The organism is Diaphorobacter sp. HDW4A (genome assembly GCF_011305995.1).
Lineage (GTDB): Bacteria > Pseudomonadota > Gammaproteobacteria > Burkholderiales > Burkholderiaceae_C > Diaphorobacter_A.
The window spans coordinates 3,001,607-3,026,215 of the sequence record NZ_CP049910.1; the positions used below are offsets into that span (position 1 = coordinate 3,001,607).

General features: G+C 56.5%; 25 protein-coding genes. 2 read left to right on the top strand and 23 right to left on the bottom strand.

Going from position 1 to position 24,609, the window contains the following annotated elements; genetic code table 11:
• Positions 1-64 precede the first annotated feature (64 nt).
• From G7047_RS13650 to merT, 15 genes are all read right to left on the bottom strand, one after another.
• A complete protein-coding gene (locus tag G7047_RS13650; protein ID WP_166306266.1) occupies positions 65-754 on the bottom strand; it encodes a hypothetical protein in 690 nt (229 codons plus the stop codon).
• Positions 747-1,904 (bottom strand): phage capsid protein, encoded by a 1,158-nt coding sequence (locus G7047_RS31115; protein ID WP_240939552.1) that lies wholly within the window; start codon positions 1,902-1,904, stop codon positions 747-749. Before G7047_RS31115 ends, G7047_RS13650 begins: the two co-directional genes overlap by 8 nt.
• Positions 1,905-2,027: 123 nt before the next feature.
• A complete protein-coding gene (locus G7047_RS13660) occupies positions 2,028-3,041 on the bottom strand; it encodes a YqaJ viral recombinase family protein (RefSeq protein ID WP_166306269.1) in 1,014 nt (337 codons plus the stop codon).
• Positions 3,042-3,218: 177 nt separating this feature from the next.
• Positions 3,219-4,214 carry a DUF932 domain-containing protein gene (locus G7047_RS13665; RefSeq protein ID WP_166306272.1) on the bottom strand — a complete coding sequence of 332 codons (996 nt, stop codon included), beginning with the start codon at positions 4,212-4,214 and terminating at the stop codon, positions 3,219-3,221.
• Positions 4,215-4,231: 17 nt separating this feature from the next.
• Positions 4,232-4,555, bottom strand: coding sequence for a hypothetical protein (locus tag G7047_RS13670; RefSeq protein WP_240939484.1), 324 nt, complete (start codon positions 4,553-4,555; stop codon positions 4,232-4,234).
• Positions 4,556-4,912: 357 nt separating this feature from the next.
• On the bottom strand, positions 4,913-5,878 hold the full coding sequence (locus G7047_RS13675; RefSeq protein WP_129324623.1) for an IS5 family transposase: 966 nt from the start codon (positions 5,876-5,878) through the stop codon (positions 4,913-4,915).
• Positions 5,879-6,756: 878 nt separating this feature from the next.
• On the bottom strand, positions 6,757-7,188 hold the full coding sequence (locus G7047_RS13680; protein ID WP_166306275.1) for a hypothetical protein: 432 nt from the start codon (positions 7,186-7,188) through the stop codon (positions 6,757-6,759).
• A gap of 943 nt (positions 7,189-8,131) precedes the next feature.
• The gene (locus G7047_RS13685) at positions 8,132-8,593 is read right to left on the bottom strand and encodes a universal stress protein (protein WP_166306278.1); all 462 of its coding nucleotides are present in this window, start codon (positions 8,591-8,593) and stop codon (positions 8,132-8,134) included.
• 239 nt (positions 8,594-8,832) lie between these two features.
• Positions 8,833-10,248 carry an MBL fold metallo-hydrolase RNA specificity domain-containing protein gene (locus tag G7047_RS13690; protein WP_166306281.1) on the bottom strand — a complete coding sequence of 472 codons (1,416 nt, stop codon included), beginning with the start codon at positions 10,246-10,248 and terminating at the stop codon, positions 8,833-8,835.
• 194 nt (positions 10,249-10,442) lie between these two features.
• Positions 10,443-11,540, bottom strand: a complete 1,098-nt coding sequence (locus tag G7047_RS13695; protein WP_099737556.1) for an NAD(P)-dependent alcohol dehydrogenase — start codon at positions 11,538-11,540, stop codon at positions 10,443-10,445.
• A gap of 146 nt (positions 11,541-11,686) precedes the next feature.
• Positions 11,687-12,922, bottom strand: coding sequence for a DUF4010 domain-containing protein (locus tag G7047_RS13700; protein ID WP_166306284.1), 1,236 nt, complete (start codon positions 12,920-12,922; stop codon positions 11,687-11,689).
• Between the two features lie 1,113 nt (positions 12,923-14,035).
• A complete protein-coding gene (locus G7047_RS13705) occupies positions 14,036-14,503 on the bottom strand; it encodes a hypothetical protein (RefSeq protein WP_166306287.1) in 468 nt (155 codons plus the stop codon).
• Between the two features lie 117 nt (positions 14,504-14,620).
• A complete protein-coding gene (locus tag G7047_RS31120; RefSeq protein ID WP_082585479.1) occupies positions 14,621-14,845 on the bottom strand; it encodes a GDCCVxC domain-containing (seleno)protein in 225 nt (74 codons plus the stop codon).
• Entirely contained in the window at positions 14,845-15,129 is a 285-nt protein-coding gene (gene merP / locus G7047_RS13715) for a mercury resistance system periplasmic binding protein MerP (RefSeq protein WP_056265797.1), read from the bottom strand. Before merP ends, G7047_RS31120 begins: the two co-directional genes overlap by 1 nt.
• Positions 15,130-15,143: 14 nt before the next feature.
• Positions 15,144-15,518 carry a mercuric ion transporter MerT gene (merT, locus tag G7047_RS13720; protein WP_056265800.1) on the bottom strand — a complete coding sequence of 125 codons (375 nt, stop codon included), beginning with the start codon at positions 15,516-15,518 and terminating at the stop codon, positions 15,144-15,146.
• A gap of 42 nt (positions 15,519-15,560) precedes the next feature.
• On the opposite strand from merT, the gene merR reads away from it, so the two are divergent.
• Positions 15,561-15,998 carry an Hg(II)-responsive transcriptional regulator gene (gene merR / locus G7047_RS13725; protein ID WP_056265803.1) on the top strand — a complete coding sequence of 146 codons (438 nt, stop codon included), beginning with the start codon at positions 15,561-15,563 and terminating at the stop codon, positions 15,996-15,998.
• Here merR and G7047_RS13730 read toward each other — a convergent pair.
• From G7047_RS13730 to G7047_RS13755, 6 genes are all read right to left on the bottom strand, one after another.
• Positions 15,987-17,516: an IS66 family transposase gene (locus G7047_RS13730; protein WP_166311894.1), complete on the bottom strand. Its 1,530-nt coding sequence runs from the start codon at positions 17,514-17,516 to the stop codon at positions 15,987-15,989. The two genes, merR and G7047_RS13730, sit on opposite strands and share 12 nt — an antisense overlap.
• An 81-nt stretch (positions 17,517-17,597) precedes the next feature.
• Positions 17,598-17,930, bottom strand: a complete 333-nt coding sequence (tnpB, locus tag G7047_RS13735; RefSeq protein WP_056265807.1) for an IS66 family insertion sequence element accessory protein TnpB — start codon at positions 17,928-17,930, stop codon at positions 17,598-17,600.
• A complete protein-coding gene (locus tag G7047_RS13740; RefSeq protein WP_056265811.1) occupies positions 17,927-18,277 on the bottom strand; it encodes a transposase in 351 nt (116 codons plus the stop codon). The genes tnpB and G7047_RS13740 overlap by 4 nt, the downstream gene beginning before the upstream one ends.
• A gap of 177 nt (positions 18,278-18,454) precedes the next feature.
• Positions 18,455-19,483: a hypothetical protein gene (locus G7047_RS13745; RefSeq protein WP_166306290.1), complete on the bottom strand. Its 1,029-nt coding sequence runs from the start codon at positions 19,481-19,483 to the stop codon at positions 18,455-18,457.
• Positions 19,484-19,614: 131 nt separating this feature from the next.
• On the bottom strand, positions 19,615-20,496 hold the full coding sequence (locus tag G7047_RS13750; RefSeq protein ID WP_166306293.1) for a DUF2628 domain-containing protein: 882 nt from the start codon (positions 20,494-20,496) through the stop codon (positions 19,615-19,617).
• A 271-nt stretch (positions 20,497-20,767) separates the two neighbouring features.
• Positions 20,768-21,061 carry a hypothetical protein gene (locus G7047_RS13755; RefSeq protein ID WP_166306296.1) on the bottom strand — a complete coding sequence of 98 codons (294 nt, stop codon included), beginning with the start codon at positions 21,059-21,061 and terminating at the stop codon, positions 20,768-20,770.
• 128 nt (positions 21,062-21,189) lie between these two features.
• On the opposite strand from G7047_RS13755, the gene G7047_RS13760 reads away from it, so the two are divergent.
• Entirely contained in the window at positions 21,190-21,453 is a 264-nt protein-coding gene (locus G7047_RS13760) for a helix-turn-helix domain-containing protein (RefSeq protein ID WP_166306299.1), read from the top strand.
• Positions 21,454-22,215: 762 nt separating this feature from the next.
• Here the strand turns inward: G7047_RS13760 and G7047_RS31125 are convergent.
• Together G7047_RS31125 and G7047_RS13770 are read right to left on the bottom strand one after the other, a co-directional pair.
• Complete coding sequence (locus G7047_RS31125) at positions 22,216-23,376, bottom strand: phage capsid protein (RefSeq protein ID WP_240939485.1); 1,161 nt, start codon at positions 23,374-23,376, stop codon at positions 22,216-22,218.
• Positions 23,377-23,490: 114 nt separating this feature from the next.
• On the bottom strand, positions 23,491-24,519 hold the full coding sequence (locus G7047_RS13770) for a YqaJ viral recombinase family protein (RefSeq protein ID WP_166306302.1): 1,029 nt from the start codon (positions 24,517-24,519) through the stop codon (positions 23,491-23,493).
• Between the last annotated feature and the right edge of the window lie 90 nt (positions 24,520-24,609).

The window sequence follows — 24,609 nt, forward strand, 5'->3', positions numbered from 1 at the left end:
AGAAGGCGATAGGAATGAACCCAGCAATCGCCGGATTCATTCATTCGCTTCTCTCATCCGGCCCTTAGGCTCGTTTCGGCTCAATCACCACGATATCAGCACAACGTCCCTGAAGCCGTTCTCCGTCCACCGAGCAAAGTATGCACCGCCCAACTGCATCCCAAGACACTCGCGCGCCGAACCCACTGCCCCACGGGGCTGCCCAACTGTGACTGACGACCAGTGCAGCCCTGACCATCTCGTCTGAGATGATCCAATGTCGGTCTTCCGGTTCAGGCAGCTTCTGTACCTCTACCCCCACGACCCAAACCCAGCATCCAGCGGGCTCAGAATCGCGACGTTGTGCCCGATGCAATGCCAGCTTCAGCAATGCACATCCGCCGCGCTCCAGCACTCGCGCCAAACAGTTCATCGAAGCCTTCACGATGGCATTGGAATGTCGGATCTCACACGCAGGGAATAGCGCTTCCCATACGACACTGTTGATCGCCTGCTCTGCAAGCTGGAGTTGAACAGCGATGGAGCCCATGGGCCGCTTTGTCATCACTGCTGTGCATCGCCTTAGGCACCATGCCAAACTCTCCAGATGATCCTCCGAATCAGTTCGCTGGGCGTGTTCCGAATCCGGCGGTAAGCTCTGCCAGCGCTTGCGTCCCGATGCTGCGACCACCTGGTACTCCCACACTCCATCAAAACGTATGCCTTGCATGTAGCGATGGGCGAGTCCGAATGCCTTGCCCGCAATTTCAGCCATGCCGGTGACCTCCCACACTCCGAAATGGACGCGTGCCTTGCGCATACGTTCCCTCCCCTGCGTCCTGCTCTGCGCCCTGTCCTACGCCTTGACTTGCGGCTTGCACTGCGGGTGGATAAAACTCCTGGATGATGTCGGTTGCCTCTTGCTCCAGCTCCTCAAACAGTCCGAGCGCGTAGCCTTCTCTGGCCGCTTGGTCCAAAGCCTGCTGATCCTGTCCGATCTTGTGGGCGTCCTGCGCCGCTTGTGCGGCTTGGCTGATGGCCACATCGAGCGGCAGGCCGTCACGAAGTCCTAGATCCGCATAATAGATCGGTGTCCGGTGTGACATTGCCGTGGATTTCGCACGAAGGCGTAGTTCGAGTGGCAGATAGGCCAATAACCCGCCACTGGCGGCTTGCAGGTACTGCATGCGGGTCATCAGGGTACGCAGGGAGTTGATACCCGTGGTGCGCAGCACGAAGGTACTCATGGCATCGGCCTGGTTGCCCAGATGATCAATGCGCAGATGGAAGCGACCAAACGGCTTGCAACCACCTTCGATGGCAAGAGCACACAGGTCGGGGCCTTCGCAGAGGGCTGTTTCGATACCCTTGGCTGTCACCCGCTTGCAGGCCTGTCCGTCTCCGACGCAAATCGGACGAGCGGTTGACCGGTCGAACAGGGTGTAGTTGGCCCGAAGATTCAGGGCAGGATCATTGAACAGTACCCGGATGGGAATGCTGCGAAGCTTGGGCTTGGCCGGTTGCGCATGGCCTATCGGCGCGCTGAGGGGCTCGGTCAATGCCGTCTCTTGCGTCAAAGGCCCTCGGGCACTCTTGCTGGACTGAAGTGACTGGGTTGCCTGCACACGCTTGGCGCGCGTTGCAAGCTTGTCCTGCAAAGTAGGTTTTGTGCCTCCTTCAAACTCTGGCGGAAGCGTTGGGAGCTCAGTGACCTCCACGCCGGTACTCATCAGTGCACGATCAGCAATCTCGGTGCGAAGGATGGCATCCATCGGATGAAGGATCCAGCCCTTGCGACTTTGTACCTGCGTGGTGATGGTGAATTCATCGTCTTTCTCCGGCAATCGCTTGCCGTTGCGTTCCACGACTTTGCCAATGGATATGCGCCCCACTACCGGGGGCGTCATCATCAGGCCTTTGATCATGTATTTCTCCAGACATAAAAAGGCCCCTTGCTCCACTGAAGGGCCAAGGGGCTGGTTGGTGAATTGATTAGTTTTTTGGTTGGCGGCTTTTTGAATGCCCATGTTTTGGGCTGAATCGAATGCTCAGCAAGTCTCCTGCAGCAAGAAACGGCGGGAGCCAGGTTTGGCGATGGTGTAGGTCTTGGCCAGTGCCGGATGCTCCTTCTCGAACAACGCCGCATTGAAGGCTTTGCCGTCTTTGGAGCGTTTCCAGCTCACCGCGCCATGGGTGAAGGTGGCATGTGATGCCGATCCCATACGTTGCTGGATCTGATGCTTGAGCAGTGCTTCTTGTGCCTCCCAGTCCTGCAGGAGTTTGCGCACATGCACCAGTTGAGCGAATGCCCCGCAGGACGGTTCATCCTCGGACAGGTCAACCGTATCTCCGCTGTCCTGTGGATACAAGCTGCGCAAGGCCAAAGCACTGCTGTCAGAGGCATCCGCAGCAGGGGCTTGCCCGGTCTGGACCATTTCCCAAAATTGCGCCTCCAAGGCAATCAACTGGGTGATCATGGTCTCGTCACGCTCGATGCGGTGAATCTGCAGTTCCTGACCGCAGATCAGCACGGCCACATCGGCTGCTTGTTTTCCGGTCACCGCCAATTGGTGCATGACTTGCAGCTGGATGTATTCCGGAACGCCCTCCTTCCACAGTTTGGCGCCGTTGATGCCTGCAGTTTTGCATTCCAGGATTTGCACATCGGACGCACCCACAACTTCCCGGTCGATATTGGCCAGCATCCAGGGGATCTGGGGATGGCCCAACACGGCATTCACGCGTCGCACCCGGTTGCCTGTGCGCTTGGTGTAGTGGGCCGCCACAATGGGCTCGAGCAGGGTGCCCCAGTACATGGGGCTGGTTTCATCGTGTGGATCGATGACAGGCAGGAGATCAGCCTTGCCGGTCTTGTGCATCCACAGCTCCAGCGGGGACTGGTAGGGATTGAGCCCTACGGCCGCCGCAGCATCGGAGCTGCCGATACCTTGGCGCCGTACATCCAGCCAGGTCTCGCGCGGCATATCGCGGGTGGAGACCAGACGCAGCGCAGGACGTCTGGCCTGTGAGGTCGGTATATGTGTAGAAGCAGTTGTCGGCATGATGCCTCCCGTGAAAATAGAGAAAGAAATAGATAAACGTAGGCAAACGCCCCTCCCCAAAACCCTAAGACAAAGCCCTCGCAGCAATGGCGAGGGCTTCAGGTGTGAATACGGCGCTGAGTGGTATTGAAGGGCGCGCGCTGAAAGTGCGCCATAGACGGCGCTGCAGACTGGAGCTCAAGCCACCAGTTGCAAGGCGTGCTCCAGTGCACGCTGCTTGATGGCGGCACCCACGCCGAACCAGGCACTGTCCAACCGGTTGTCCTGGCTGCGGGCTCTGCGCTCGTGATCCACATATTCGGTAATGGAACACAGCAAGCCCCAGGCCGTTCCTTGGGCTGCTGACAGGGTGGCACCGCGTCCATGACCGTCAAAGAGCATCTGGGCCTTTTGCAAGGCCCGTTCATTGGTCAGGCCCGTGGACTGCACTGCTCCGCTGGATCCTGGTTTGTCTGATGCGCAGAGCACCTTCAGGAAGAAGTTCATGGCTTCGTGGCTCTTGACCTTGCGCTCGGCCAAAGTACGCATCTGGTACATGAACGAATCCCACTGTCCCACCGCAATGCCCAGTTGACGCTTGACCGCCTTGGCATCGAAGTTTGTGGAGTGAGGTACTCGTACGGCATTTGATGCACCCTGCAAGGCAATGGCCAAAGTGTTGTTGCAGACTACCCGTACGGTCGTCGGCATAGCAACTGTGGCAAGGGTTCCGTCGCATGACGTCGCCAGCAGCAAATAGCCATGGACAAGGTCATCGCCTTTGAGCGCTGCTGATTTACCGGTGCGTGCCAAAGCCCAGAATTTTCGGCCCGCCTTGAGTACGCCTGCGGTCTCCAGCTCGTAGCCAGCCACTTCGGTAAGATCCCGATAGAACTCCAGCACATCCCGGGGCTGGACCACCTGATAGCGGTTGCTGACCACTGACAGAGGAGCCTTGGAATCACTGCGATACAGCACTTTCTGATCAGGAAACTCCATGGGTTCTGCGTACATGGGGGAAGTGGCCCCGACACCTCCATCCGCAAGATAGCGCACCGGGGTTTCGAGAATCTGCCACTGCATGCCAGCGGCCTGTGCCCACACATCGAGGGACTGTTTACGAGGAAGGTTATTGCCCAATTGATGCCAGGGCGCTTGGCCTGCGTAGGCCATGGTTTCGACGAGATGGGACATGGGATGTTCTCCTTAGATCAAGCCTTGAACGAATTGCCGCAGTTCTGGCATTCGTAGTTGTCGAAATAGGTCTGGTCGATTTGCTCGCCGATGCGGCCGCCGACTTCGTGGCCGACGGTTCCGCCAACAACGCCGCCGATGATGGCGCCGAGCAAGGAACCGAGAGCACCACCGACGGGGCCTGCGGCCAAGCCCACGGTGGCTCCGGTGGTTGCGCCTTGCATGGCACCGGCGATACCAGTTGCAGTGCCTGCAGCTGAGCCGACACGTTGGCCTAATTCCTTGGCCGTGCCCTTTGGACGCACGTTCAGAGAATGGCAATGGGGACATTGGATAGGCATAGAAACTCCTGACGTAAAGAAAAGCGCCCCGGGCTCGAAAGCCAGGGGCGCAGGTATATGAGAAAAATGAATGCAAAATGTGTTGCTACAAAGCAAACAGCTCTCGCATCACGTCAGGGATATATGATTGAAAATAGTTGGAATCGCAAAGACCGACTGCAACTTCAGGCTGAGAGCGGCCATCCAGCTTTGGGAGCTCGATGACTGCGGATGCCGATAGGGATGGTGTTCAAAACACCCGTGGCGGTGGCCACTGAGTCGATATATTCCACATGATGACGAATTCGGCGTTTTTTGGGCTGCAAATAAGGGGCATTTCACCCTTGCCGCTGGCCCTTTGGTCGGTTGTGGACGCACTCATCCATGCAGACCCTGCAAAAGCTTGCGCCGCGCCATCCACAGATTGCTCAGCGCAAACAGCGTTACCAGGTTGGCCGTGTTTTTGGCCAGGCCACGGTACTTGACCTTGGTGTAGCCGAACTGCCGTTTGATGACGCGAAATGGGTGCTCCACTTTGGCCCGGATACGTGCCTTGACCTGCTCCAGCTTGTCCAGGATGGCGCCCATGGGCGTGCTCTTGTCCAGCGCACGGCGCTTGCCAGGGCGCATGGCCACATGCCACTGGGCAGTGATGTCTTGCGTCTCTTCGCGCTTGGCCACGCCCTGGTAACCCGCATCGGCAAACACATCGGCTTCGTCACCATGGACCAGCTTGCTGGCCTGAGTCACGTCGTTGACGTTGGCAGCCGTGCCCACCACGGTATGAACCAGGCCGGAATCGGCATCCACGCCGATGTGGGCTTTCATCCCAAAATGCCACTGATTCCCCTTCTTGGTCTGGTGCATCTCGGGGTCGCGTTCACCACCCTTGTTCTTGGTCGAACTGGGCGCGGCAATCAGGGTGGCATCGACCACCGTGCCTTCGCGCAGCATCAGACCTTTGTCGGTGAGCGTGGCGTTGACGGTAGCCAGGATGCGTTGGGCCAACTGGTGCTCTTCGAGCAGATGGCGAAAGCGCAGGATGCTGACCCGGTCGGGAATACGTTCGACGCTGGACAGACCCACAAACTCCCGGTACAGCGCGGTCTCGAAGAGGGCTTCTTCCATCGCCAGGTCGGACAGGCCGAACCACTGCTGGACGAAGTGAATGCGCAGCATGGTCTCCAACTCGAACGGAGGTCTGCCGGTTTTGGCTCGCGGTGCGCGCGGAGCAATCAATGCCAGCAACTCAGACCACGGCACCACCAGGTTCATCTCGTCCAAGAATACCGCTTTGCGCGTGCGTCGCTTGCTCAGATTCAGGCCGAGGTCTTGTTGCTTCATGAGCGTATTGTCAGGCGCGGCGCCGTACTTCAGACAGCGCCAGCGGCAGAGTTTTGAACACCATCCATAGCGGGCGCTCATCGGAGATCCTGCAGAACTTCTGATCGCACAAAGGAACGTGGACCCAGTCCGCTAGCGAATAGGAACTCCCGCCCCACAAGAGACATGCATCCTTCAACAGCAAAGCGGTCTATCATCCTCTTGAACAAGCAGACCAGCAGATGAAAAGCGAAGCCAGTACAAATAAACCTTCCCAGCATAAAATCTATAGTGAATGCACAGTGAGCACTGGCGGACTTGGTCAAAAAGCCTGCCGGGATTCATCAATTTCTTTTGTCTGTATTTTTGAATAGAGGATCAGACGCCAAGCTAGTCTGCGAGCCATATTTAGGAGAAATGTGTGGCCAAAATACCCCGCACCGCCGAGTTTTTTCCACAAAAATTGTAAGGTACATTACGTTAGGCATGGCGATCACCTGTCCTCACTGTCGTGGCAAAGTTGCTGCCCCTAAGATTGAAGGGCGGAGTACTCACATCGACTTCGCGTGCGATCTGTGCGGTGCACAACTCAGGCTGAGCTTCAGCCTAGTGGTTGTTTTGGCGCTCGTGTGCGCGGTACCTTGCATCATCTACAGCTACGAGTATTTTCCAAGGTTCACGTTTCTGATCGGGGATACGCTGATCTCTCTAGCGTTCGCGCTGCTGTTTTGGCCATTGCGCACCATCCGCTTGAGAAACAGACCTCATGACTATGTCTAATTTGTCGCTCAACCTGACCCGCACCGGCAGGCCACCGCAGGCTATCATTTGATTCTTGACCCATCCACGACATTCCGATCTCTGCACTGACCGCACACAACCGGCCACTCAACCTAACGTCAAAGGTCAGTGGGCGGCGTAGCTTTCCGCTGGACCGCAGGGTTAGCCCGCTGCGGCAATGAAAAGACATCGTGATCCGCAACGAGGGCGTGAACGGCGATCTGCTCGGGGCACCACAAGCCGCCGAGATGGTCTTCGACCGCGGAGCGATGCATAGTCTCCATGACGCAAGCTAGCGCTTCCAGCGCAAAGCGTGCATTGCCGCCATGCCGCGATTCCACAACAAAGGCTGCAGTTACAGCGCCACCCAAGCGTCTCTCCAACTCGGCGTCTTCTCCCGGCTCAATTTCCGATCCCCACTCTGGATAGCGCCGGAAGAAGAACGTTCGAGTGCCATCTGACACGTTGCCACTGCGAAAGCCGTAGGGGCGCATCGCTTCCTCCACTTGACCGTAGCTCTGTCCCGCGACGAAGAGAATCACGCCGTCCATGATTGAGGGCTAACTTTGATGTATCCCGCACTTCTGCGGACTTTGTTGACCGCCAGCGGGATAACGTTGGCGGTAAAACACCTAAATGTCTTTCATAGTCAATGCTTTACGGCAATGCGCTGCATGAACGTGCAGGTATAACAGATTCGGCTGAGACACGCTTTAGACCGTAGACCTCAGCGACTGCTTCGGCCGACAATGACCGTCGCGAGTCGACCCGTTGCAGTCGTTCGCCTGCTATCGACCAAGGTCTGCATTGCAGCGTGTCCGGTCCTTCGTCTGCCAGGGTCGAACTCACGCTTTCTGGTAACAAGCCGTCATCGACTTGCTCGGCCCCAGATCGGTCGAGCGGCTGGTCTGAAGATCGCAGCAGCCGTTTGCGACGTTCTGACCCGTTGATAGGGTACGCAGCCTTCTGATGACCGCTTCTATCGAAAATTGGCTCACGCTCCCGATCCGAAGCAGATAATTGGGATTAGGGCAAAAGAAGGCATTAACTTTGGTCACAGAAGCTCTACTCTGCCAAGAATCCGCTTAAAGCGAATGCTGCGTGCCATATCGACTTGTGGACGCGGACTATGAACCTCGTTATCGTCTAGAGCATGTAGCCTCAGGCGGACATGCTCGCCCCATTTAGGTGCCAAGTTATTCGACATCTGCAACTTGGACTAGCATTTGATAAAACATGCTTGGCTCGTACGTCTTGCGAACCAAGGCCGCCTTCTCAGCGGCCTACCAGCTCCGCCTGTGCTGGTCTCTCTATCGTCTCTGTATGTCTAGTTATACGCACAGTCCTATGCCTATCTGGAAGATAAGCGATAGACCCTGTCCGGAGATTCCGATGGCTACCCAAAATACTTGCAGGTATTAACAGCAGGCAGATTCAATTTAAGATGTCGCTCACTCACCAAACAAAGCCACCTGCTGCGAATCTGAATTTACTTCATGCAGAAAGACTCTGCGGAGAGCGAACTAACAAAACGGGAATCGGTGAATGTCGAAGAATGCTCTCCGCGCTACTACCTAGAACGACACGCCCGAATCCACGCCTTCCGTGTGTACCCAGGACGATCAAATCAGCTCGCCATCCTTGCGCTTCGGCGAGAACAATCTCATATACGGCACCTTTAAATTCCTCTTTTAATTTTGTGTCGACCATAACACCAGCTTTAAGTGCCACATCAGCAGCTTCCTGAAGAATGCGTGCACCGTCCATACGCAGTTCATTTAACCAGTCTCCAGCATGACCTGAATAGGCATCCATCGCAAGGGCGAGAGAAAGATCGTCAACAACATGAATCAATCGTAATCTTCCCCCTGTCGACTTTGCGAGCCGAACTGATTCTTCCAATCCCAATTTAGCTGTGTCGCTTCCATCAATAGGAACAAGAATTCTCTGATACATAGGATCTCCTTTTTGAAGCCAATGGATGCTTATGGCAACATTCGTTAGTGCACACTTAGCTCGCTGCATATGGCACTAAGCAAAGTCTCTATCACTTCTCTAGTGCATATGAGCAGCTCTACAGATACCATTGAGTGCTCCTGCCGAGAGCCGCTCAGAGGAAAAATACTTGTAGGTAGCCGAGAATTAACATTTACGCGAAAAACCCATGAGCGATAAACCATTACCCAACATTGATTTCAAAATTTATAGGTTGCTCCTTCTTGAGGAACAATAACGTCACACTGCTCCCAAGCTTGCTGCTGTCGCAGAAGCACCGCTAAGGCCTGGGATGCAGGATTCTCTCCATGCACCACAAAAACCTTGCGAGGATGGCGCTTGAAAGCATGTGCCCAGTCGATAAGCGCTTTCTGATCGGCATGTGCCGAAAATGCGCCAAGAGTATGTATAGAAGCCTGAACTTCGATATCGTCACCCAAAAGGCGAACATGCTTTTCACCATCGACTAAGCGTCTACCCAGCGTTCCCTCAGCCTGGAACCCTGCAATAACTACAGCGCAATCTCGGCGTCCCAGATTTTCGTGCAGATGGCGGATCACCCGGCCCGCGTCGCACATGCCGCTAGCAGAGATGATCACCGCACCAGATCTAATTAGAAGAAGCTCTATGGAGTCCTTAACATCACTTACGAAGTGAAGGCGAAACTGCAGCCGCAACTGCTTGGCTTGCGAGAGCAGTTCGCGTGCATCGTCATCAAACAGCGCGAAATGTTTGAGGGTGATCTCTGTGGCAGCAACGGCCATGGGCGAATCTATATATACATCTAAAGGGCCTAACCTACCCTGCGTTGAAAGAAGCAGAAGGTGATAGAGCAGTTCTTGCGTGCGGCCAACAGCAAACGCTGGAATAACAACATTGCCTTTGACTAAAGTGTTTTTGATCACCCCAACCAGTTCATCAAGCGTGGAAGGCATGTCTTTGTGCATGCGATCTCCGTATGTGGACTCTATCAGCAGCACATCGGCCTCTTCATTGAAGGTGGGGTCACGCAGGATGACGCGTCCTGGCTGGCCCAGATCACCGCTGGCGACGAGCTTGCATATTTTCCCCAACGAGTCCGTTAACCAAATTTCAATAATTGCTGAACCCAGGATATGTCCTGCATCGCGAAAGCAAGCCTTTACAGAAGCATGTGGTGAAAATTCAATATCGTAGGAGATGGTCCGTAACTGGCGCATGCAATGGTTTACATCGCGCAGCGTATAAAGCGGCGGGTGCACTTCGCGACGATGCACCTGGTTCTTACCTTTGGTCGCCCGTTTTTCGTTGCGCTCAGATTCCATCTCTTGGATGTGCGCACTGTCTTTTAACAAGACGTCCAGAAGATCAAAGGTGGCTGGCGTCGTAAATATCGGCCCGACAAAGCCATGCATGCTCAGCCGAGGTAGCAGGCCACTGTGGTCTATGTGCGCATGTGTGAGCAACACGAAGTCGATTAGCTTGGGGTCAAATGCAAATGGCTTGTAATTGCGCTCCTTGGCCATGCGACTGCCTTGAACCATGCCGCAATCCACGAGGAAGCGGCAGCCTTCAGCTTCTATAAGAAAACAGGATCCTGTCACTTGTTGCGCTGCGCCATGAAAGGTAATTTGCATAGACTAAAGCCAATGGAAGTTTCAGGAATTAATGATGGTGCCAAGGCAGATCACAACATGTCACTTGTAGTCGATCCAGCGTGGATCAAACAAAAAATGCTTTAAATCCGCTCTTGATCCATCCTTTTATCTTGGGCCTTGCTCATGCGTATTTCAAGTTGCCTGGGGTGATTGCATTGCACATGATCCATAGATCAATTCTTAATGGCAACTTTTAGAACTCCATCACGTTGATGACTAAAGAGGTCGTATGCAGCAACGATGTCTTCAAGCTTGTACTTATGGGTGACTAGCGGGCTGAGATCAATGCGGCCACTTTCAATCACGGACATAAGACGACGCATGCGCTCTTTGCCACCTGGGCATAAGGCTGTATTGATACGGTGGTCTCCCAATCCAGCCCCAAAAGCATTCAATGGAATCTTTAAATCTTCAGAGTAAACACCTAAGCTCGATACAGTGCCTCCTGGGCGGATGCATCTCAATGCGCTCTCGAATGTGCCTTGTGTGCCAAGTGCTTCAATTGCGCTGTCAGCCCCTTTGCCACCCGTAATTTTTAGCACCTCAGCGACTACATCCTCAGTTTTGAAGTTCAAGGTTACAGTGGCACCAAGCTTTTTAGCTACAGCAAGTCGATCTTCATTGCCATCCACACCGATGATGATGCTTGCCCCACGAAGCTTGGCGCCAGCAGTGGCACACAAGCCGATTGGCCCTTGCGCGAACACGACAACGACATCACCTATCTTGATGTTCGCATTCTCCGCACCGGCGAATCCGGTAGACATGATGTCCGGGCACATCAGGACTTGTTCATCGGTCAATCCATCTGGGACCGGCGCCAAGTTACCTTGAGCATCAGGTACAAGAATGTACTCAGCCTGCGCCCCGTCGATTAGGTTACCAAAGCGCCATCCGGCAGTTAGCTTGTATCCATGGCACCCGCAGCGCCCACTGGCTGCCAGATAGCTACCATCCTGCGAGGACGCACCATCCTGGGCTGCGTAGCTATTGAAGTTAGGGCAAATGGCGCCCGCAATCACGCGCTGTCCTTCTTTGTAACCCTGAACAGCATTGCCAAGCTTAACGATGATGCCAACGGGCTCATGCCCAATCGTCAACCCCTTGGCGACAGGGTATTCACCTTTGAGAATGTGAATGTCGGTCCCGCAGATCGTTGTTGTTGTGATCTTGATCAGAGCATCATTAGGGCCCACATCTGGAATCGGTTTTTCCACAACGTCAATGCGACCTGGCTCTACAAAAACAGCCGCTTTCATCATCTGAGTCATGACGTTTCCTTGCAAAAGGTTCGTGGTGGCAATCTGCAGTGTGCAGATTCGCATTCTGTGCCTTATTGCCCTGCAAGGCTCTCACGGATTACATCTATTACGTAATGAATCAGATCTAGGTTTCGATAGCAGATTGGCAGTCCACGTCAGCCCAGCCATAGCAGTGACAGGCCTGCTCCTGTCACCATTGAGGCTAGTCCCAAGCTGATTCGTGCCCCATATTTGATTCCCCCAATGGAGAACGCCAGTACCGATTTGGCCATTGCGCTGGAAGCAAGAATTACAACCACCCCCCATTGAGCGGTTGACAATGGCAAACTACCCGAGGCAAAAAGCTGCCCTAAACTAGCAGCAGCGGCATGCAGCTCGGCTAAAGCGGCGAATGCCGCTGCGACCAAAACACCAGTGTTACCAAAGACATGCTGTAGCCAAGCGGCGAGAAATAACATCAGCGCGATGATGCCCGCAATCAGCAATGCACTTGAAAGCTTAAATACCCGTTCCGATTCAAATTCCGTTTTTGAGGCTGTTTTTTGTCGATTCAACAATCCTGAGGCTGCAGCCAGCACAAGGCAAAGTGCCGCAATGAGTAGAGGAATTGCCATAGAAAGCATCAGAGCTATGGATGTTGTCGAGAGAATTGCTATGAACAGGCATAGTGAGGCCAACTGAGCCAACATGGCGCAGCCAAATGCTTGCGCCAGCTGATGTTCGTCTGACTTGGCTAGGTGACCAAGGCTCGCTATAGCAGCGGTAGATGACACAAATCCAGAAAAAAATCCGGTAACGGGCAACCCCCAGTGCGGGCCGAGCACTCTAGTAAGTATGTGGCCAAGCATACCTATGGTCATGAACAGCACAACAACTTTCCAAAGGGCGGCGAGGCTCAATACGCCCCATGGATCCACAGGCGCTTGTGGCAGAAGTGGCATCACGATCAACGCTGCGGCGCCTAGCAAAAGGCCATTCCTCAACTCATTCTCTCTTAGCAACTCACGACTCCAGCGCTGTATGGGGCCTTTGGAGTACACAAGCAAAGCGCAAAGGATGCCCAGAGCTGCAGTCAAGGTGGCACTCTTATGCGATATCCCTCCCAGAGTTACCGAGAAAAGTAGGGTCACTTCACTTGTCAAACCTGGGTCTTTGGGGGCTGACTGCCAGTAAGCCGCGACGGTCAGTGCACCTACTAGCAGAAGGACCACAACAAAAGGCGGCACACCTAACGACCAAGCCGTGCAGCCAAGCAGCGCTGCTATGGCGTGTGTACGAGTTCCAGCCATGCTTTCTCGTTCACTGTCGCGACGCTCGCTCACGACACCAATAAGCAGACCACAGCCTAACGAGACTACCCAAGGATCAACACCGGCCCAACTCAGCTGCATAAGTCTCAATTCCTCGATCTGAATCAGGCTCTCAAATTCGACAGGACCTCCGCCCCTGGCTACTACTAATCAGCAGAGTCGAGCATGACAAGCTGGAGGCCACCTATAGTGCCTACCTGATGACGCATTGCTGAACTGGTCAGGCCTCAGCGAAGGGCCTCCACCTAGTCTGGCATTAGCGACGATGAGCACATGGTGCTATGCATGTGCCAACTTTGTCAATCAAGTCTTGATATATTTTTAAGCATGCTTAACTACCCAAGTTATTTCAGGCGCACTTGCTCCAAATCTCGGGCGAATAACGGGTGTCTGGCGAAGAATCCAAACCAGCCAATGACCGATATGAGTGGCGCGAAGATTCGAGGAGGCTTCAAGTCGTCACCACCAGTTCACAGCTGACGAGAGTTGCTGTTCAGATTGTCTGACGCGCAACAAAGCAGCAAGTTTACGGTTTGAGGTCTACAGCGGACGCTTGAATAGATAGAAGATCAGCGTCCGCTATTGAGAGCAGCGGTCATAGGCTTTTTAAAGTGCGGAGGCGGCAATCAGCCTGCACCAGCTGTTGAAGTGAACCAAGCGGCTGACCGCTGTTGGCCGGACAGTGACGGTCGCGAGTCGACCCTGAGCGGCCATCGGCTTGTCCCTTATTGAGCTTCCTCGTAGTAAAAGCAAACGCCCATCTCAGCGCCGTGTAACGTGAGCATCGCCAATGCTTCGCGCGTGATAAGTGGGCCACCACCAGTTCCGTTTCCACCCCAGAACACGGAAAAGTAGTACTCAAATCCCTGCAAGCTGAGGTCGGTCAAAAGCTTGCCTCTTTTAAGCCGATTTAACAGCCAAATCAAATGGTCTTGAAGATCGTCACTATCAACTTTCCCATTCGTGTCCAAGTGCCACCAATACCTCGGAACGTCCGGCCGCTGTTGAATTCCGGCTTTTCGCAGTCTTGCCCGTGAAGCAACTCGTTCGGGCGACATGTTGTCCGAATAATCTGCGGCCCTTATCGCAGACGCGAGGAAAATGCTCGACGGAAGCGCCGCATGGGTTCTTGAACTTATAAAAAGTGTGCAATAGCGCATCAGGACATATCCGCTTCTGGCCGGTACTAGACAGTTAGAAATTTCGCTGTTGAGAAGCGATGCGCAAGTCACGAGTTTCCGGATACATGCGCATGAACCTCTTTTCAGCCTCCTCCGGAAGGCCGATTAAGAGTGTTGCACTGCTATCCCAACAGACAATCTCAAACAACGCATCATCCAACTGCGGAGACACCTCGACACCCTGCCAATACAGGGGATTGTCATCCACATACGGTGCTTGCTCGACATTTCGGCAGTAACCGATAGGAAAGGCGCTAAAGACTGCCCAAATGAACTGAACAGTACGGGTAGCCAAAAAGTGTTCCAGTTCTATCCCAGGAAGCCATCTGTCGGTGCCTGAGAATTCGTCGCTGCCACAATTGGTTTCGATATCGCTGATGTACCAATCAAAATCAGACGCACGAAGCCCCGTGGCCTCAAAAACCAGGCGCATGTCCGTGTAGAAGCGAACTCTTTCTGTCCGTTCAAGAATGAGGTTCATAGCAGTGGGTACAGCAATCTATTCATTGACATATGCGGACATAAATGACCGCTTCTGGTAAGCGTCCGGGCACCCCACCCTGATCTACCGCTGGAAGTCGCAGAGGTGGAGTGACCCCTACGTTTTGGAGCCGCAGCAAGCTTCGTCGCCACCGGCCTGGATTGGAGGGCACGGCACCGAACCGAACGAGCAGAACACACAACAATGGCCCGGTTTTGGGCGCAAGACCGTGTGGCAACTTTCGCACTCGTAGAACCATTGGCACGCGTCCGTCGGCATTGTTTCGTTCTTGGCATGCCCACACTCAGGGCACGTCAGAACAGAGTCCAAGATCAAATCCATTACGGCTTTGCCGGGGCAACAGATGACGGGAATCCAGCTTCCGTGGTGGCCTTGGTCAGCACGTCCACCTTGACCTTGGTGTCATCAAAGACCACCGTGGTCTCTCGTTTGGCCAGGTTGGATTTGACGCCAATGACTCCGTCGATCTGGGTCAGTGCCTTCTTCACCGTGATGGGGCAAGTGGCACAACTCATGCCGGGCACCGACAGAGTGACGCTTTGTTGGGCAGCCCAGCCGGGCGTCAGCAGCAAGAGTGCTGCAGTGGTCATGATCAACCGCTTCATGTCGGAGCCTTTCATCAGTAGAACCAGTGGGCGAACAGGGGGAACACCAGCGCGGCCACCAGCAACAGGGTCACCAGGGCAAACAGCACCTTGTAGGAGAGGCTGACCATCGGCCGCTGACATACCTGTCCCGCTTCACAGGCCACAACCGGGCGCCATATCCGGCGCGCCGCAAAGATCAAGGCGATAGTGGCTGCACCAATGAACAGTGGTTGGTACGGCTCCAGCAGCGTCAACGTGCTGATCCATGCTCCAGAGATGCCCAGCATGATCAGCACCAGAGGGCCAAGGCAGCAGGCGGACGCAAGGAGCGCGGACAGGCCACCCGCGATCAAGGCCTTTCCACCGCCAGTGGCACGGGCAGAAATGTCTGTAGATTTTGTTGACATGGCTTAAGCTTAGTCCCGTACATTGGTACGGAGTCAAGCACCATGAGCCTTCCTCTTCCGCATGCCCACCCCGGCTTGACCATTGGTGATCTGGCCAAGGCGGCCGGTGTCAATGTAGAGACCATACGGTTCTACCAACGCAAGGAGCTGATGCCCGAGCCAGAACGGCCCCAGGGCAGCATTCGGCGATATGACCAGAATGACCTATCGCGATTGCATTTCATCAAGACTGCGAAGCGGCTGGGGTTCAGCCTGGATGAGACCGCGCAGTTGCTGCAACTCGACGATGGTGCGAGCTGCGCTCAAGCCCGTACACACGCAGAGTCCAAGCTCGCCGAAGTTCAACTCAAGCTTGCAGACCTGCACCGAATGGAAGCCGTACTCTCTGAACTGATCGATCTCTGCAGTTCTGGGAGAGGCAAAGTCCGTTGCCCGCTGATTGCGGCAATGGAGAGGCAGTCGCCTCCGCTACAGATTTGAAGCAGTGGTGGACTGCCAGCGATGTGGCAAAAGATCATGGATGCGGCTGGCGCGCTGCATGGGCAGACGTGCCATCACATCGCGCAGGTAGGCGTAGGGGTCATGCCCGTTCATGCGCGCTGACTGGATCAAGCTCATGACGGCGGCGGCGCGTTGGCCCGCGCGCAGGCTGCCAGCGAAGAGCCAGTTGTTGCGACCAATGGCAATGGGCCGGATCTGGTTCTCGATCCAGTTGTTGTCCAAAGGCAGTTGCCCATCGTCGACGAACCGGGTCAACGCCACCCAGCGCCGCAGGCTGTAGTCCAGCGCCTTGGCGCTCGCTGAACCTTCGGGCACCTTCTGGCGTTGCAGCAGCATCCACTGGTGCAAGGCATCGAGCAGCGGCTTCGTTTGTTGTTGCCGGATGGCCCGGCGCTGATCGGCGCTGAGCTCCTTGACCTCGCGCTCGATTTCGTAGACCCGACCGAACTGCTGCAGCGCGAACTCGGCGATCTGGCTCTGGTTAGCTGCATGCAGATCGAAGAACTTGCGCCGCGCGTGCGCCAGGCAACCGACCTCGGTCACGCCGCTGGCGATCAAGGCTTTGTAGCCGCTGAAGTCGTCACAGGTGAGGCTGCCTCTCCAGTCGCCCAGGAAGCGCCGGGCATGTTCGCCCGAGCGTGATTCGCAGAAGTCGTAGACGATCACCTTGGTGTTCTCGAAGGCACCCGTGGCATAGGCCCAGAGGTAGGCCCGGTGCGTCTTTCCGTTGCCCGGCTTGAGCATGGACACCGGCGTCTCATCGGCATGCAGCACGCGGTGCTGCAGCAGCTCGTTTCTCATGGCATCCACAAGTGGCTGCAACTGCACGCCACACGCGCCCACCCACTGAGCGAGCGTGGAACGCGGGATCGCGAGACCAGCTCGACCAAAGATCGCTTCCTGGCGGTACAGCGGAAGGTGATCGGCGTACTTGGCCACCAGCACCTGCGCCAGCAGCCCGGTGGTGGGGATGCCCTTGTCGATGATGTGCGGATCGACGGGGACTTGGGTGAGCGTCTCGCACTTCGCACAAGCCCACTTGCCCCGGATGTGGCGCTCGACGCTGAAGACGCCAGGCACATAGTCCAGCTTCTCGGCCACGTCCTCGCCCACGCGCTTCATCTGGCAACCGCAGGCACAGGTGGTCGAGTCGGGCTCGTGGCGGATCTCGCGCCGCGGCAGGTTGGCTGGCAGCGGCGCGCGCTTGGGAACCTTCTTCTCTTCAACCTTGGCGGGCGCCTGCGCTTCTTGCAGCGCATCGATCTCGGTGGCCACGGCTGCCAGGTCGGCCTCGATCTCGTCTTCGAGCAGGCTCTTCTGTTCGGGGTTGAAGCGTTCGGATTGAGCTGCGAACTTCATGCGCTTCAAGAGCGCGTTCTCGTGCGTGAGTTTGTCCAGCAACGCGCTCTGGTGGCGCAGCTGCGTCATGAGGCGCGTGGTCAGCTCACGCAGCTCTTCTGCGCTCAGGCTCTGCAGGGATTGAGGCTCGACCACCATGGGCATCCACTGTGCCAGCACTGGCACACGCGCACCATTGGCGCATGCCCCAATTGGCAAGCACCGGTCTGCGCTTCAGAGTCAGACCACGGTGATGACACCACCGTTGCCAAGGCGCTGCCAGGGCAGGCCCAGCACCAGCGCATCGAACTGGGCTCGGGTGAGCGAGGCGGTGCTTGCCGCATCACGCGGCCAGACGAACTTGCCGCTGTTGAGGCGACGCGCTGCCAGCCACACACCGATGCCGTCGTGCACCAGCACCTTCATGCGGTTGGCGCGTCGATTGGCGAACAGGTAGGCGTGGTGCGGGCGCGCTGCGCCGAAGACCGACACCACGCGAGCCAGCGCCGTCTCGGTGCCCGATCTCATGTCCAGCGGCTCAGTGGCCAGCCACAGCGCATCAACCCGGATCACTTGAGCAGCTCTCGCATCCACACGGCGCACTGGTCGGCCGCATCCAATGGCCAGGTCACCGAGACGGTGGTGGCGCCACGGCGCAGCTCGATGCGGATGTCTGGTGCAAGTGCAGGCCCTGGTGAACATGCCGCTGGCGGCAGCGGCACTGGAACGAATGCGGGGGCCTGGAGTGCAGGCAGCGCGCCACCCGCTTCGCGGCGCCACTTGTGAACGACGTTGGCGTTGATGCCGTACGACAAGGCAATGCTGGCCACCGATGCACCCGGCTCGGCGCACTGAGCAATGATCTGCTGCTTGAGCTCGGCGCTGTGCCGCCGGCGGGTCTTCTTCTTGGCTTCATTCATGGTGTCCACCTAAATCTTTGGTGGACACCATCGTTGCCGCTTAGACCAATCCCTTCAAGGGTGGGATGACCGTGCGCTTACGTTTTTTCATGGATTTTTAACTTACAGCGACCGCTACTGTGGTCTGTGAAGAAACGGAAAGCGAGTTGTAGATGTGTGGAGCGACGTGCCCACATCTCATCCACCTTCCCAAGCGCTGCGATAGGTGACTGTCGACCCCGGTGGAACTAGATGGGCGGGCCCAGGCGTGATGCGATAGGCACACCCATAGCCCTTGAAATCCTGGTCCTCAGGTCCATGGACGGAAACCTCGTTCGCTTTGAGACCAGCAGCGTGTAGCCGTTTGTCGTACTCCATGTCGCACGGGCCCGCTGGCTGCGGGATCATGACCATGCCGGTGGGGACGGTCGATGTTCCTGCCTGCAGCTCACTATTCGCAACCGCCTCTACCGTTGGACATTTGGGAAACTCCAGTTCATCCCCAAAGGTAAAGAACTCGGGCTTGAGACTACGTAGAGCCTGTGCCGCCACATCTTTATATTTCTGAGGTTGGCAGTTGAATCCCTGATCTTTCACCACCCAGTCTTCGGACTCTTTCACCGTCATGGCGTCAGCCCACCGCCCTGCGGCCCCAATGGCCTGATCCGTTGCCAGTTCTGCAGTGAGCATCGCCTGCTTGAACTGCACTGCCCTGCTCCCCTGGGCTACCAGGTAAACATTGGGAACATAGGCATTGCCGCAGTCCCGAAGGCAGTCCGCCAGGTACTGCCCTGAGCCCATAGCTTCCTCAAACGCACCAAAGGTCAGCGCATTGAGCGGCTGGCGCTGCGGCATGCCCAGCAATCCGCCGACATCCACATCACACTCGGGTGTGATCGCTACTTGGACCGAGTGTATGGCTTTGTCCTGTTCATCACTTCTCAGAACCAATTGGCAGCCTTGGACCTTGAAGTGGTGCTGGTGGTCTTCGGACCGCATGGGTGGCCCTGCCCTCTGTTGCACATAGGCAAAGTTCATGCCGATGGCGTCCCAGGAGGTCAGTTGGGTGAGCAGATCGGGCGTCACTGGGGATTGCTCTGTGGAGTCGTTGGAGCTAAACAAGGATTTGACGCGCTCCGTCAAGGAAGAAACGCGATCCTGTGCACGGTCTGTGCAGCCAACCGAGGCTACCGCTAGAACCAGCGCGCCGTATGTATTCAGTTTCATAGGGAAGTCAGAGATGGATAGAGGTGGTCAAAGAAGCCCGGCGAATCCAACGAACCGCGGAAGTTGGAAATCGGGGACCATGGAGATCGAACCACTCGATCCGATACTCCTCGGCCCACTCGATCCAGCAGTCAGCCTTCAGCAATGACGCCGATCATTCCAAGCAGTACGAGGAGTGCCGCCACAAAGCCGACTGCTGCGCCGATATTGGTGCCGCCCTGCCGGGCCAGCTCGATACGCGCCTGCTCCGGGGTGTGGGTTGCCAGGATGTGGTTCACCCGCTGGTTGACATGCTGCTGGTACCAGGCATTGCCCTTCAAGCCAAAGCCAATGGCAATGCCGAGGTTGATACCGCTCGTTATAGCGCTAGGAACGCCTATGGCCAGTTCGACAATTAGTTCGGCAACAATAACGCCAATAAAGATCCAGGAGTAGAGGTACATCTTGCGATATCCCATCCAGCCATAGCCCACCAGAAAAGCTACCCAATTCCAGGACAGCGGGTGCTTGCGCTGCGCAGCCTCTGCCCATTTGCGCTCAAAGTAGTCATGGTTCTTGCCGACAAAGATCTGAATGGCCTCCTGCCGTGACAACACAGATGCCGTTGAAGCTCGCTCCCGCACTGCCGGTGCAGAGGTTGCAACGGGCGCCTGAGGTGCGCGCGCAACAGCCACTGGAGAAACTGGTGGTGCATACCCACCCGTAGAAATGGAGGGCGATGAGGAGGCCGGGACAGCAGGGGCCGAGCTCACCGGCACCACATCAAAGTCCAGCGACGCCTCCTGAGGGATTGACTGGATGATGCATTGAGCACCTGTGCTTTCAATGGCCTTTTTGTACTTGTCAACAACGTCTGCCGCCACGACCTTCTTGACCACACAAGATGGTTGAGACAACAAATGTCCGGCCTGCTCCGCTGTGCACTTGAACAGGGCAGCGAGCTTTAGCGCTACCTGGTGCGGATCAGCCGCAGGGTGCCTTCCACTTAGCACAATGTTGTATTTCTCTGGCATGGCGTGACGCGTCCTCTTGTCGTTATCGCGTTGGGTATCGTTGCAGGGGTACAAGACCAGTAGTTTCTTGGCCGTCATACTTCTAAAGTGAAGCAAACTCATCAAATCAGAACGTACGAACGCCACAGTTTGAGCACGTAGTACATGCGTTCAGTGGTCGCTCAGTAGTGATTCAGCAGCCACGTGACAGCGAAGAAACGGACCATGGGGCGGGGGTGCAGGCAGGCGTAAATGCTGATCGCCTGACCAAATCCACGGTCTGATGCGGCATTCAACCCAAGTCAGAGCCGCAATGCTTGCACTTTCTGGCCTTCGCCAAGATGGGTTCTGCGCAATAGGGGCAGTCTTTGGTGGCCTGGACTAGCGAGTGGGGGCCGCCTTGCTGCACGAATGTGCGATTCGAGCCTCCAAAAATCATCTGGAACCAGAACTTCCAGAGCTTGATAAAGCCCCATACCAAGATGGGCAAAAAGATGATCAAGCCCAGGACGATGCCGCCCCCTCCTCCACCAGCCATGGCAATGTTGGGCATCAACACCCAAGGCAACAGACGCTCCAAGCGCATGCGCGCACTCCTTTTTTGGTATTTAGTACAGGGAGATGCTGGGCTGATGCCATATTGGGTTTTTTCCTGCATCCATATGCGAAGCAAACTCCGTAGATGTAAATGTATCAGAAACGGATGCTTGGAGGGTGTCTGCCAAACCCACGCCTCCCACTCATCTTCCCGACCCGGACAACCTGCGCGATGTGCTTGCTTACTGGGTGCGTCTCAAACGTGTCGAGAAAGGCTGGTCGCAGGAACGTCTGGCGCTGGAGTGCGAGTTAGACCGAACCTATGTGTCGGCGGTGGAGCGCTCGCGCTGGAATGTATCGCTGGCTAATATTGAGCGCATCGCGCAGGCACTGGATGTCAAGGCCTGGGTGCTGATTAAACCACCGGAGACCCACCTGTAGCCCCAGCCTGCCAATGTGGATTTCAGCAAAAAAAGAAGGTCTAAAAGATGAACCCGGCCTTCGCCGGGTTCATTCTTTCTCCTCTTTCATTCCGCCTCTGGGCTGCGTCTTGGCGCAATCGTCACCACCTCCGTACAACGCCCTTGTAGTCGCTGACCCTCCACCGAGCACAGAACGCATGGACCGGTCTCCTCCCAAGACACCCGTGCCCCAAACCCGCTGGCCCAGGGCGCAGACAAGCTCGGGCTCACGACCAAGGCGGCCCTGACCTTGGGTTTCGCGGGGGAGGAATTTCCGTGTGGCCCTGAAGTCAAGCTCTGCAACTCCACGCCTACGACCCATGCCCAAGATGCTGGGTCTTCCCCACAATGAAGCGGTCTGCGACGCAGCACCAACTTCAGCAGTGCACATCCGCTTCGCTCCATTACCGCAGACAGGCCCGCCAAGGAGTTCTTGTCTGTCCCGCTGAAGCGCCCGATCTCGCACTCTGGAAACAGCGCTTCCCATTCGGGAGCACCGTCTGAGCTCGTGGGGATGCAGGCGTGGTCTGGATCTTTTTGCATAGATCGCTGCGCCATGACTGCGGCGCATCTCGTCAAGCACCACCCCAGGCCATCGGGATCCGCTGCCTGGGCATCACCAGCATCCAGGAGCAACAGTTTCCAGCGTTTGCGCCCGGATGGCGAGGCGACCTGGTACTGCCACAACCCATCAAAGCGGATACCGCGCATGTACTGATGCACGAGCCCCTGTCCTGCTGTTCTAATCATGGGATGGCTCCCGAACCAGCGGGTAGTTCTGGCGCTTGTGTCGAGCAGGCCTGTCACTGCGAACGCCATGGGCCTGGGAGTCACCGGGTGGATAGAACTCCTGCACGATCTCCACGGCCTCCCCTTCCAGCTCTTCAAACAAGCCCAAGGCATAGCCCTCTCTGGCAGCCTGCTCCAGCCCCCCTTGGTCATAGCCACTGCGCTTGGCCTGCTCGGCTGTCTGCGCCGCTTGGTTAATGGCGGCTTCCAAGGACTGTGGCTCGCGCACGCCTAGGTCCACATAGTAAATCGGGGTGCCGCGGGACTGCGCAGTGGATTTACCGCGCAGGCGGATCTCCAAGGGTAGATAGGCCAGAAGCCCTCCCGAGACGGCTTGCAGGTACTGCATGCGGGCCAGGAGCGTGCGCAAGGTGTTGATCCCTGTGGTGCGCAGCACAAAGGTGCTCAAGGCGTCCGCTGAATTGCCCGCATGGTCAATCCGTACATGGAAACGGCCAAACGGCTTGCACCCGCCTTCCTGGGCCAATGGACACAGATCGGGGCCGGCACAGGGCAACTGTTTGATACCGGTCTCTGTGACCCGTTTACAGCTTTGGCCGTCTCCCACACACAAGGGCCGGGCGGTGGCCCGGTCAAACAAGGTGTAGTTGCCCCGCAGGTTCAGCGCCGGGTCGTTAAAGAGCAGGCGCACGGGGATGCGGCGCAGCTTGGGGCTGGTGGCGGCGCGGGTTACTAGTTTGCTGGGTGGGCGTTGCTCCAAGCCCGTACCCTGGTTCACCATAGATCCGCTGTTGCCCATTGCTCGCTGTGAGAGCTTGTCTCTCAGGCTGGGTTGGGAGGATTGGCTGAATTGCGGCAGTGCCTGTTCTTCAGGATGCTGCTGACGCGCTCCAGTGAAGTGATCAGCAAACTCCGGAGGGATCTCGTGCAACTCAGTGACCTCCACGCCAGTACTCACCTGCGCCCGCTCAAGCTCTTCTGCACGCAAGATGCCATCCAGCGGATGCAGCATCCAACCATTGCGGTTTTGCACCTGGGTGGTGATGGTGAATTCGTCGTCTTTCTCGGGCAAGCGCATGCCGTTGCGCTCTACGACGCGGCCAATTGATATCCGGCCCACCACGGGCGGGGTCATCATCAGTCCTTTGATCATGGGTTTCTCCATTCATAAATGCAAAGACCCCGTCTGCCTGGTGTGGCGGACGGGGTCTATGCGTTGGGGGTGGCTGGTTAGTTGGTAAATTGCTTGCTTGGTTTTGCGTAGCGCTCAGTGCTCGGTATGGAGAAAAAAACGGCGCGAACCCGGTTTGGTGCCCAGGTAGGCTTGGGCTATCTCGGGGTGTTCTTTCTGCAACAAAGCAGCATGCAAGACCTGGCTGTCCTTGCTGCGCTTCCAGCTCACTGCTCCAGCTGCAAACCGTGCAAAGCTGGCATTACCCATGCGCTGCTGGATCTGATGTTTGAGCAGGGCCTCCTTGGTTTCGCAGTCCTGGAGATGGCAACGGATTTGCTGGAGCTGGGTGAAGGCACTGGAGGCCGCTTCGTCTTCAGACAAATCGATCTCTTCCCCGGTGTCTTGGGCGTACAGGCACCGCAATGCGGTGGCAGCGCTCTCTGAGGCATCGGCTGGCGGCTCCTGCTCTGTCTTGACCCATTCCCAGAATTGCGCCTCCAAGGCAATCAACTGGGTGATCATGGTCTCGTCACGTTCAATGCGATGCACCTGCAATTCCTGGCCACCGATCAGCACGGCCACATCGGCCGCCTGCTTGCCCGTCACGGCTAGCTGGTGCATGACCTGCAGTTGGATGTACTCGGGAACGCCATCCCGCCAGAGCTTGGCGCCATTAATGCCTGCGGTTTTGCATTCGAGGATCTGGACATCGGGAGCCCCGACCACTTCCCGGTCGATATTGGCGAGCATCCAGGGGATGTGGGGATGGCCCAGCACCGCATTGACACGGCGCACGCGGTTGCCGGTGCGCTTGGTGTAGTGGGCCGCCACGATGGGCTCCAGCAGCGTGCCCCAGTACAGGGGGCTGGTTTCGTCATTGGGATCCACCGCAGGCAAGAGGTTTGCCTTGCCTGTTTTGTGCATCCACAACTCCAATTGGGACTGATAGGGATTGAGGCCTACGGCCGCTGCAGCATCCGAGCTGCCGATGCCTTGGCGACGAACATCCAGCCAGGTCTCACGCGGCATGTTCTTGGTGGATACCAATCGCAGCGCAGGACGGGTGTTGGATGATTTCACTGCAGTGACTTGCACTGCCGATGTTGAAACGGTAACGGGCATAGTGCCTCCTGAAGATTCCAGCCCCCCACAAAGCACAAAGCCCTCACCGCAATGGCGAGGGCTTTGGCTTGTAGGGAGATGCTTGGATTG

What these genes read in the sequence shown, in the direction of transcription:
- merP (WP_056265797.1), bottom strand. Translation starts at nt 15,129, where the DNA reads ATGAAGCGGTTGATCATGACCACTGCAGCACTCTTGCTGCTGACGCCC.
- G7047_RS13670 (WP_240939484.1), bottom strand. Translation starts at nt 4,555, where the DNA reads ATGCCTATCCAATGTCCCCATTGCCATTCTCTGAACGTGCGTCCAAAG.
- G7047_RS13685 (WP_166306278.1), bottom strand. Translation starts at nt 8,593, where the DNA reads ATGTATCAGAGAATTCTTGTTCCTATTGATGGAAGCGACACAGCTAAA.
- G7047_RS13700 (WP_166306284.1), bottom strand. Translation starts at nt 12,922, where the DNA reads ATGCAGCTGAGTTGGGCCGGTGTTGATCCTTGGGTAGTCTCGTTAGGC.
- merR (WP_056265803.1), top strand. Translation starts at nt 15,561, where the DNA reads ATGAGCCTTCCTCTTCCGCATGCCCACCCCGGCTTGACCATTGGTGAT.
- G7047_RS13750 (WP_166306293.1), bottom strand. Translation starts at nt 20,496, where the DNA reads ATGCCAGAGAAATACAACATTGTGCTAAGTGGAAGGCACCCTGCGGCT.
- G7047_RS13660 (WP_166306269.1), bottom strand. Translation starts at nt 3,041, where the DNA reads ATGCCGACAACTGCTTCTACACATATACCGACCTCACAGGCCAGACGT.
- G7047_RS13665 (WP_166306272.1), bottom strand. Translation starts at nt 4,214, where the DNA reads ATGTCCCATCTCGTCGAAACCATGGCCTACGCAGGCCAAGCGCCCTGG.
- G7047_RS13675 (WP_129324623.1), bottom strand. Translation starts at nt 5,878, where the DNA reads ATGAAGCAACAAGACCTCGGCCTGAATCTGAGCAAGCGACGCACGCGC.
- G7047_RS13705 (WP_166306287.1), bottom strand. Translation starts at nt 14,503, where the DNA reads ATGAACCTCATTCTTGAACGGACAGAAAGAGTTCGCTTCTACACGGAC.
- merT (WP_056265800.1), bottom strand. Translation starts at nt 15,518, where the DNA reads ATGTCAACAAAATCTACAGACATTTCTGCCCGTGCCACTGGCGGTGGA.
- G7047_RS13650 (WP_166306266.1), bottom strand. Translation starts at nt 754, where the DNA reads ATGGCTGAAATTGCGGGCAAGGCATTCGGACTCGCCCATCGCTACATG.
- G7047_RS31125 (WP_240939485.1), bottom strand. Translation starts at nt 23,376, where the DNA reads ATGATCAAAGGACTGATGATGACCCCGCCCGTGGTGGGCCGGATATCA.
- G7047_RS31115 (WP_240939552.1), bottom strand. Translation starts at nt 1,904, where the DNA reads ATGATCAAAGGCCTGATGATGACGCCCCCGGTAGTGGGGCGCATATCC.
- G7047_RS13745 (WP_166306290.1), bottom strand. Translation starts at nt 19,483, where the DNA reads ATGAAACTGAATACATACGGCGCGCTGGTTCTAGCGGTAGCCTCGGTT.
- G7047_RS13730 (WP_166311894.1), bottom strand. Translation starts at nt 17,516, where the DNA reads ATGGTGGTCGAGCCTCAATCCCTGCAGAGCCTGAGCGCAGAAGAGCTG.
- G7047_RS13680 (WP_166306275.1), bottom strand. Translation starts at nt 7,188, where the DNA reads ATGGACGGCGTGATTCTCTTCGTCGCGGGACAGAGCTACGGTCAAGTG.
- G7047_RS13770 (WP_166306302.1), bottom strand. Translation starts at nt 24,519, where the DNA reads ATGCCCGTTACCGTTTCAACATCGGCAGTGCAAGTCACTGCAGTGAAA.
- G7047_RS13740 (WP_056265811.1), bottom strand. Translation starts at nt 18,277, where the DNA reads ATGAATGAAGCCAAGAAGAAGACCCGCCGGCGGCACAGCGCCGAGCTC.
- G7047_RS13755 (WP_166306296.1), bottom strand. Translation starts at nt 21,061, where the DNA reads ATGCGCTTGGAGCGTCTGTTGCCTTGGGTGTTGATGCCCAACATTGCC.
- G7047_RS13695 (WP_099737556.1), bottom strand. Translation starts at nt 11,540, where the DNA reads ATGACTCAGATGATGAAAGCGGCTGTTTTTGTAGAGCCAGGTCGCATT.
- G7047_RS13690 (WP_166306281.1), bottom strand. Translation starts at nt 10,248, where the DNA reads ATGCAAATTACCTTTCATGGCGCAGCGCAACAAGTGACAGGATCCTGT.
- G7047_RS31120 (WP_082585479.1), bottom strand. Translation starts at nt 14,845, where the DNA reads ATGGATTTGATCTTGGACTCTGTTCTGACGTGCCCTGAGTGTGGGCAT.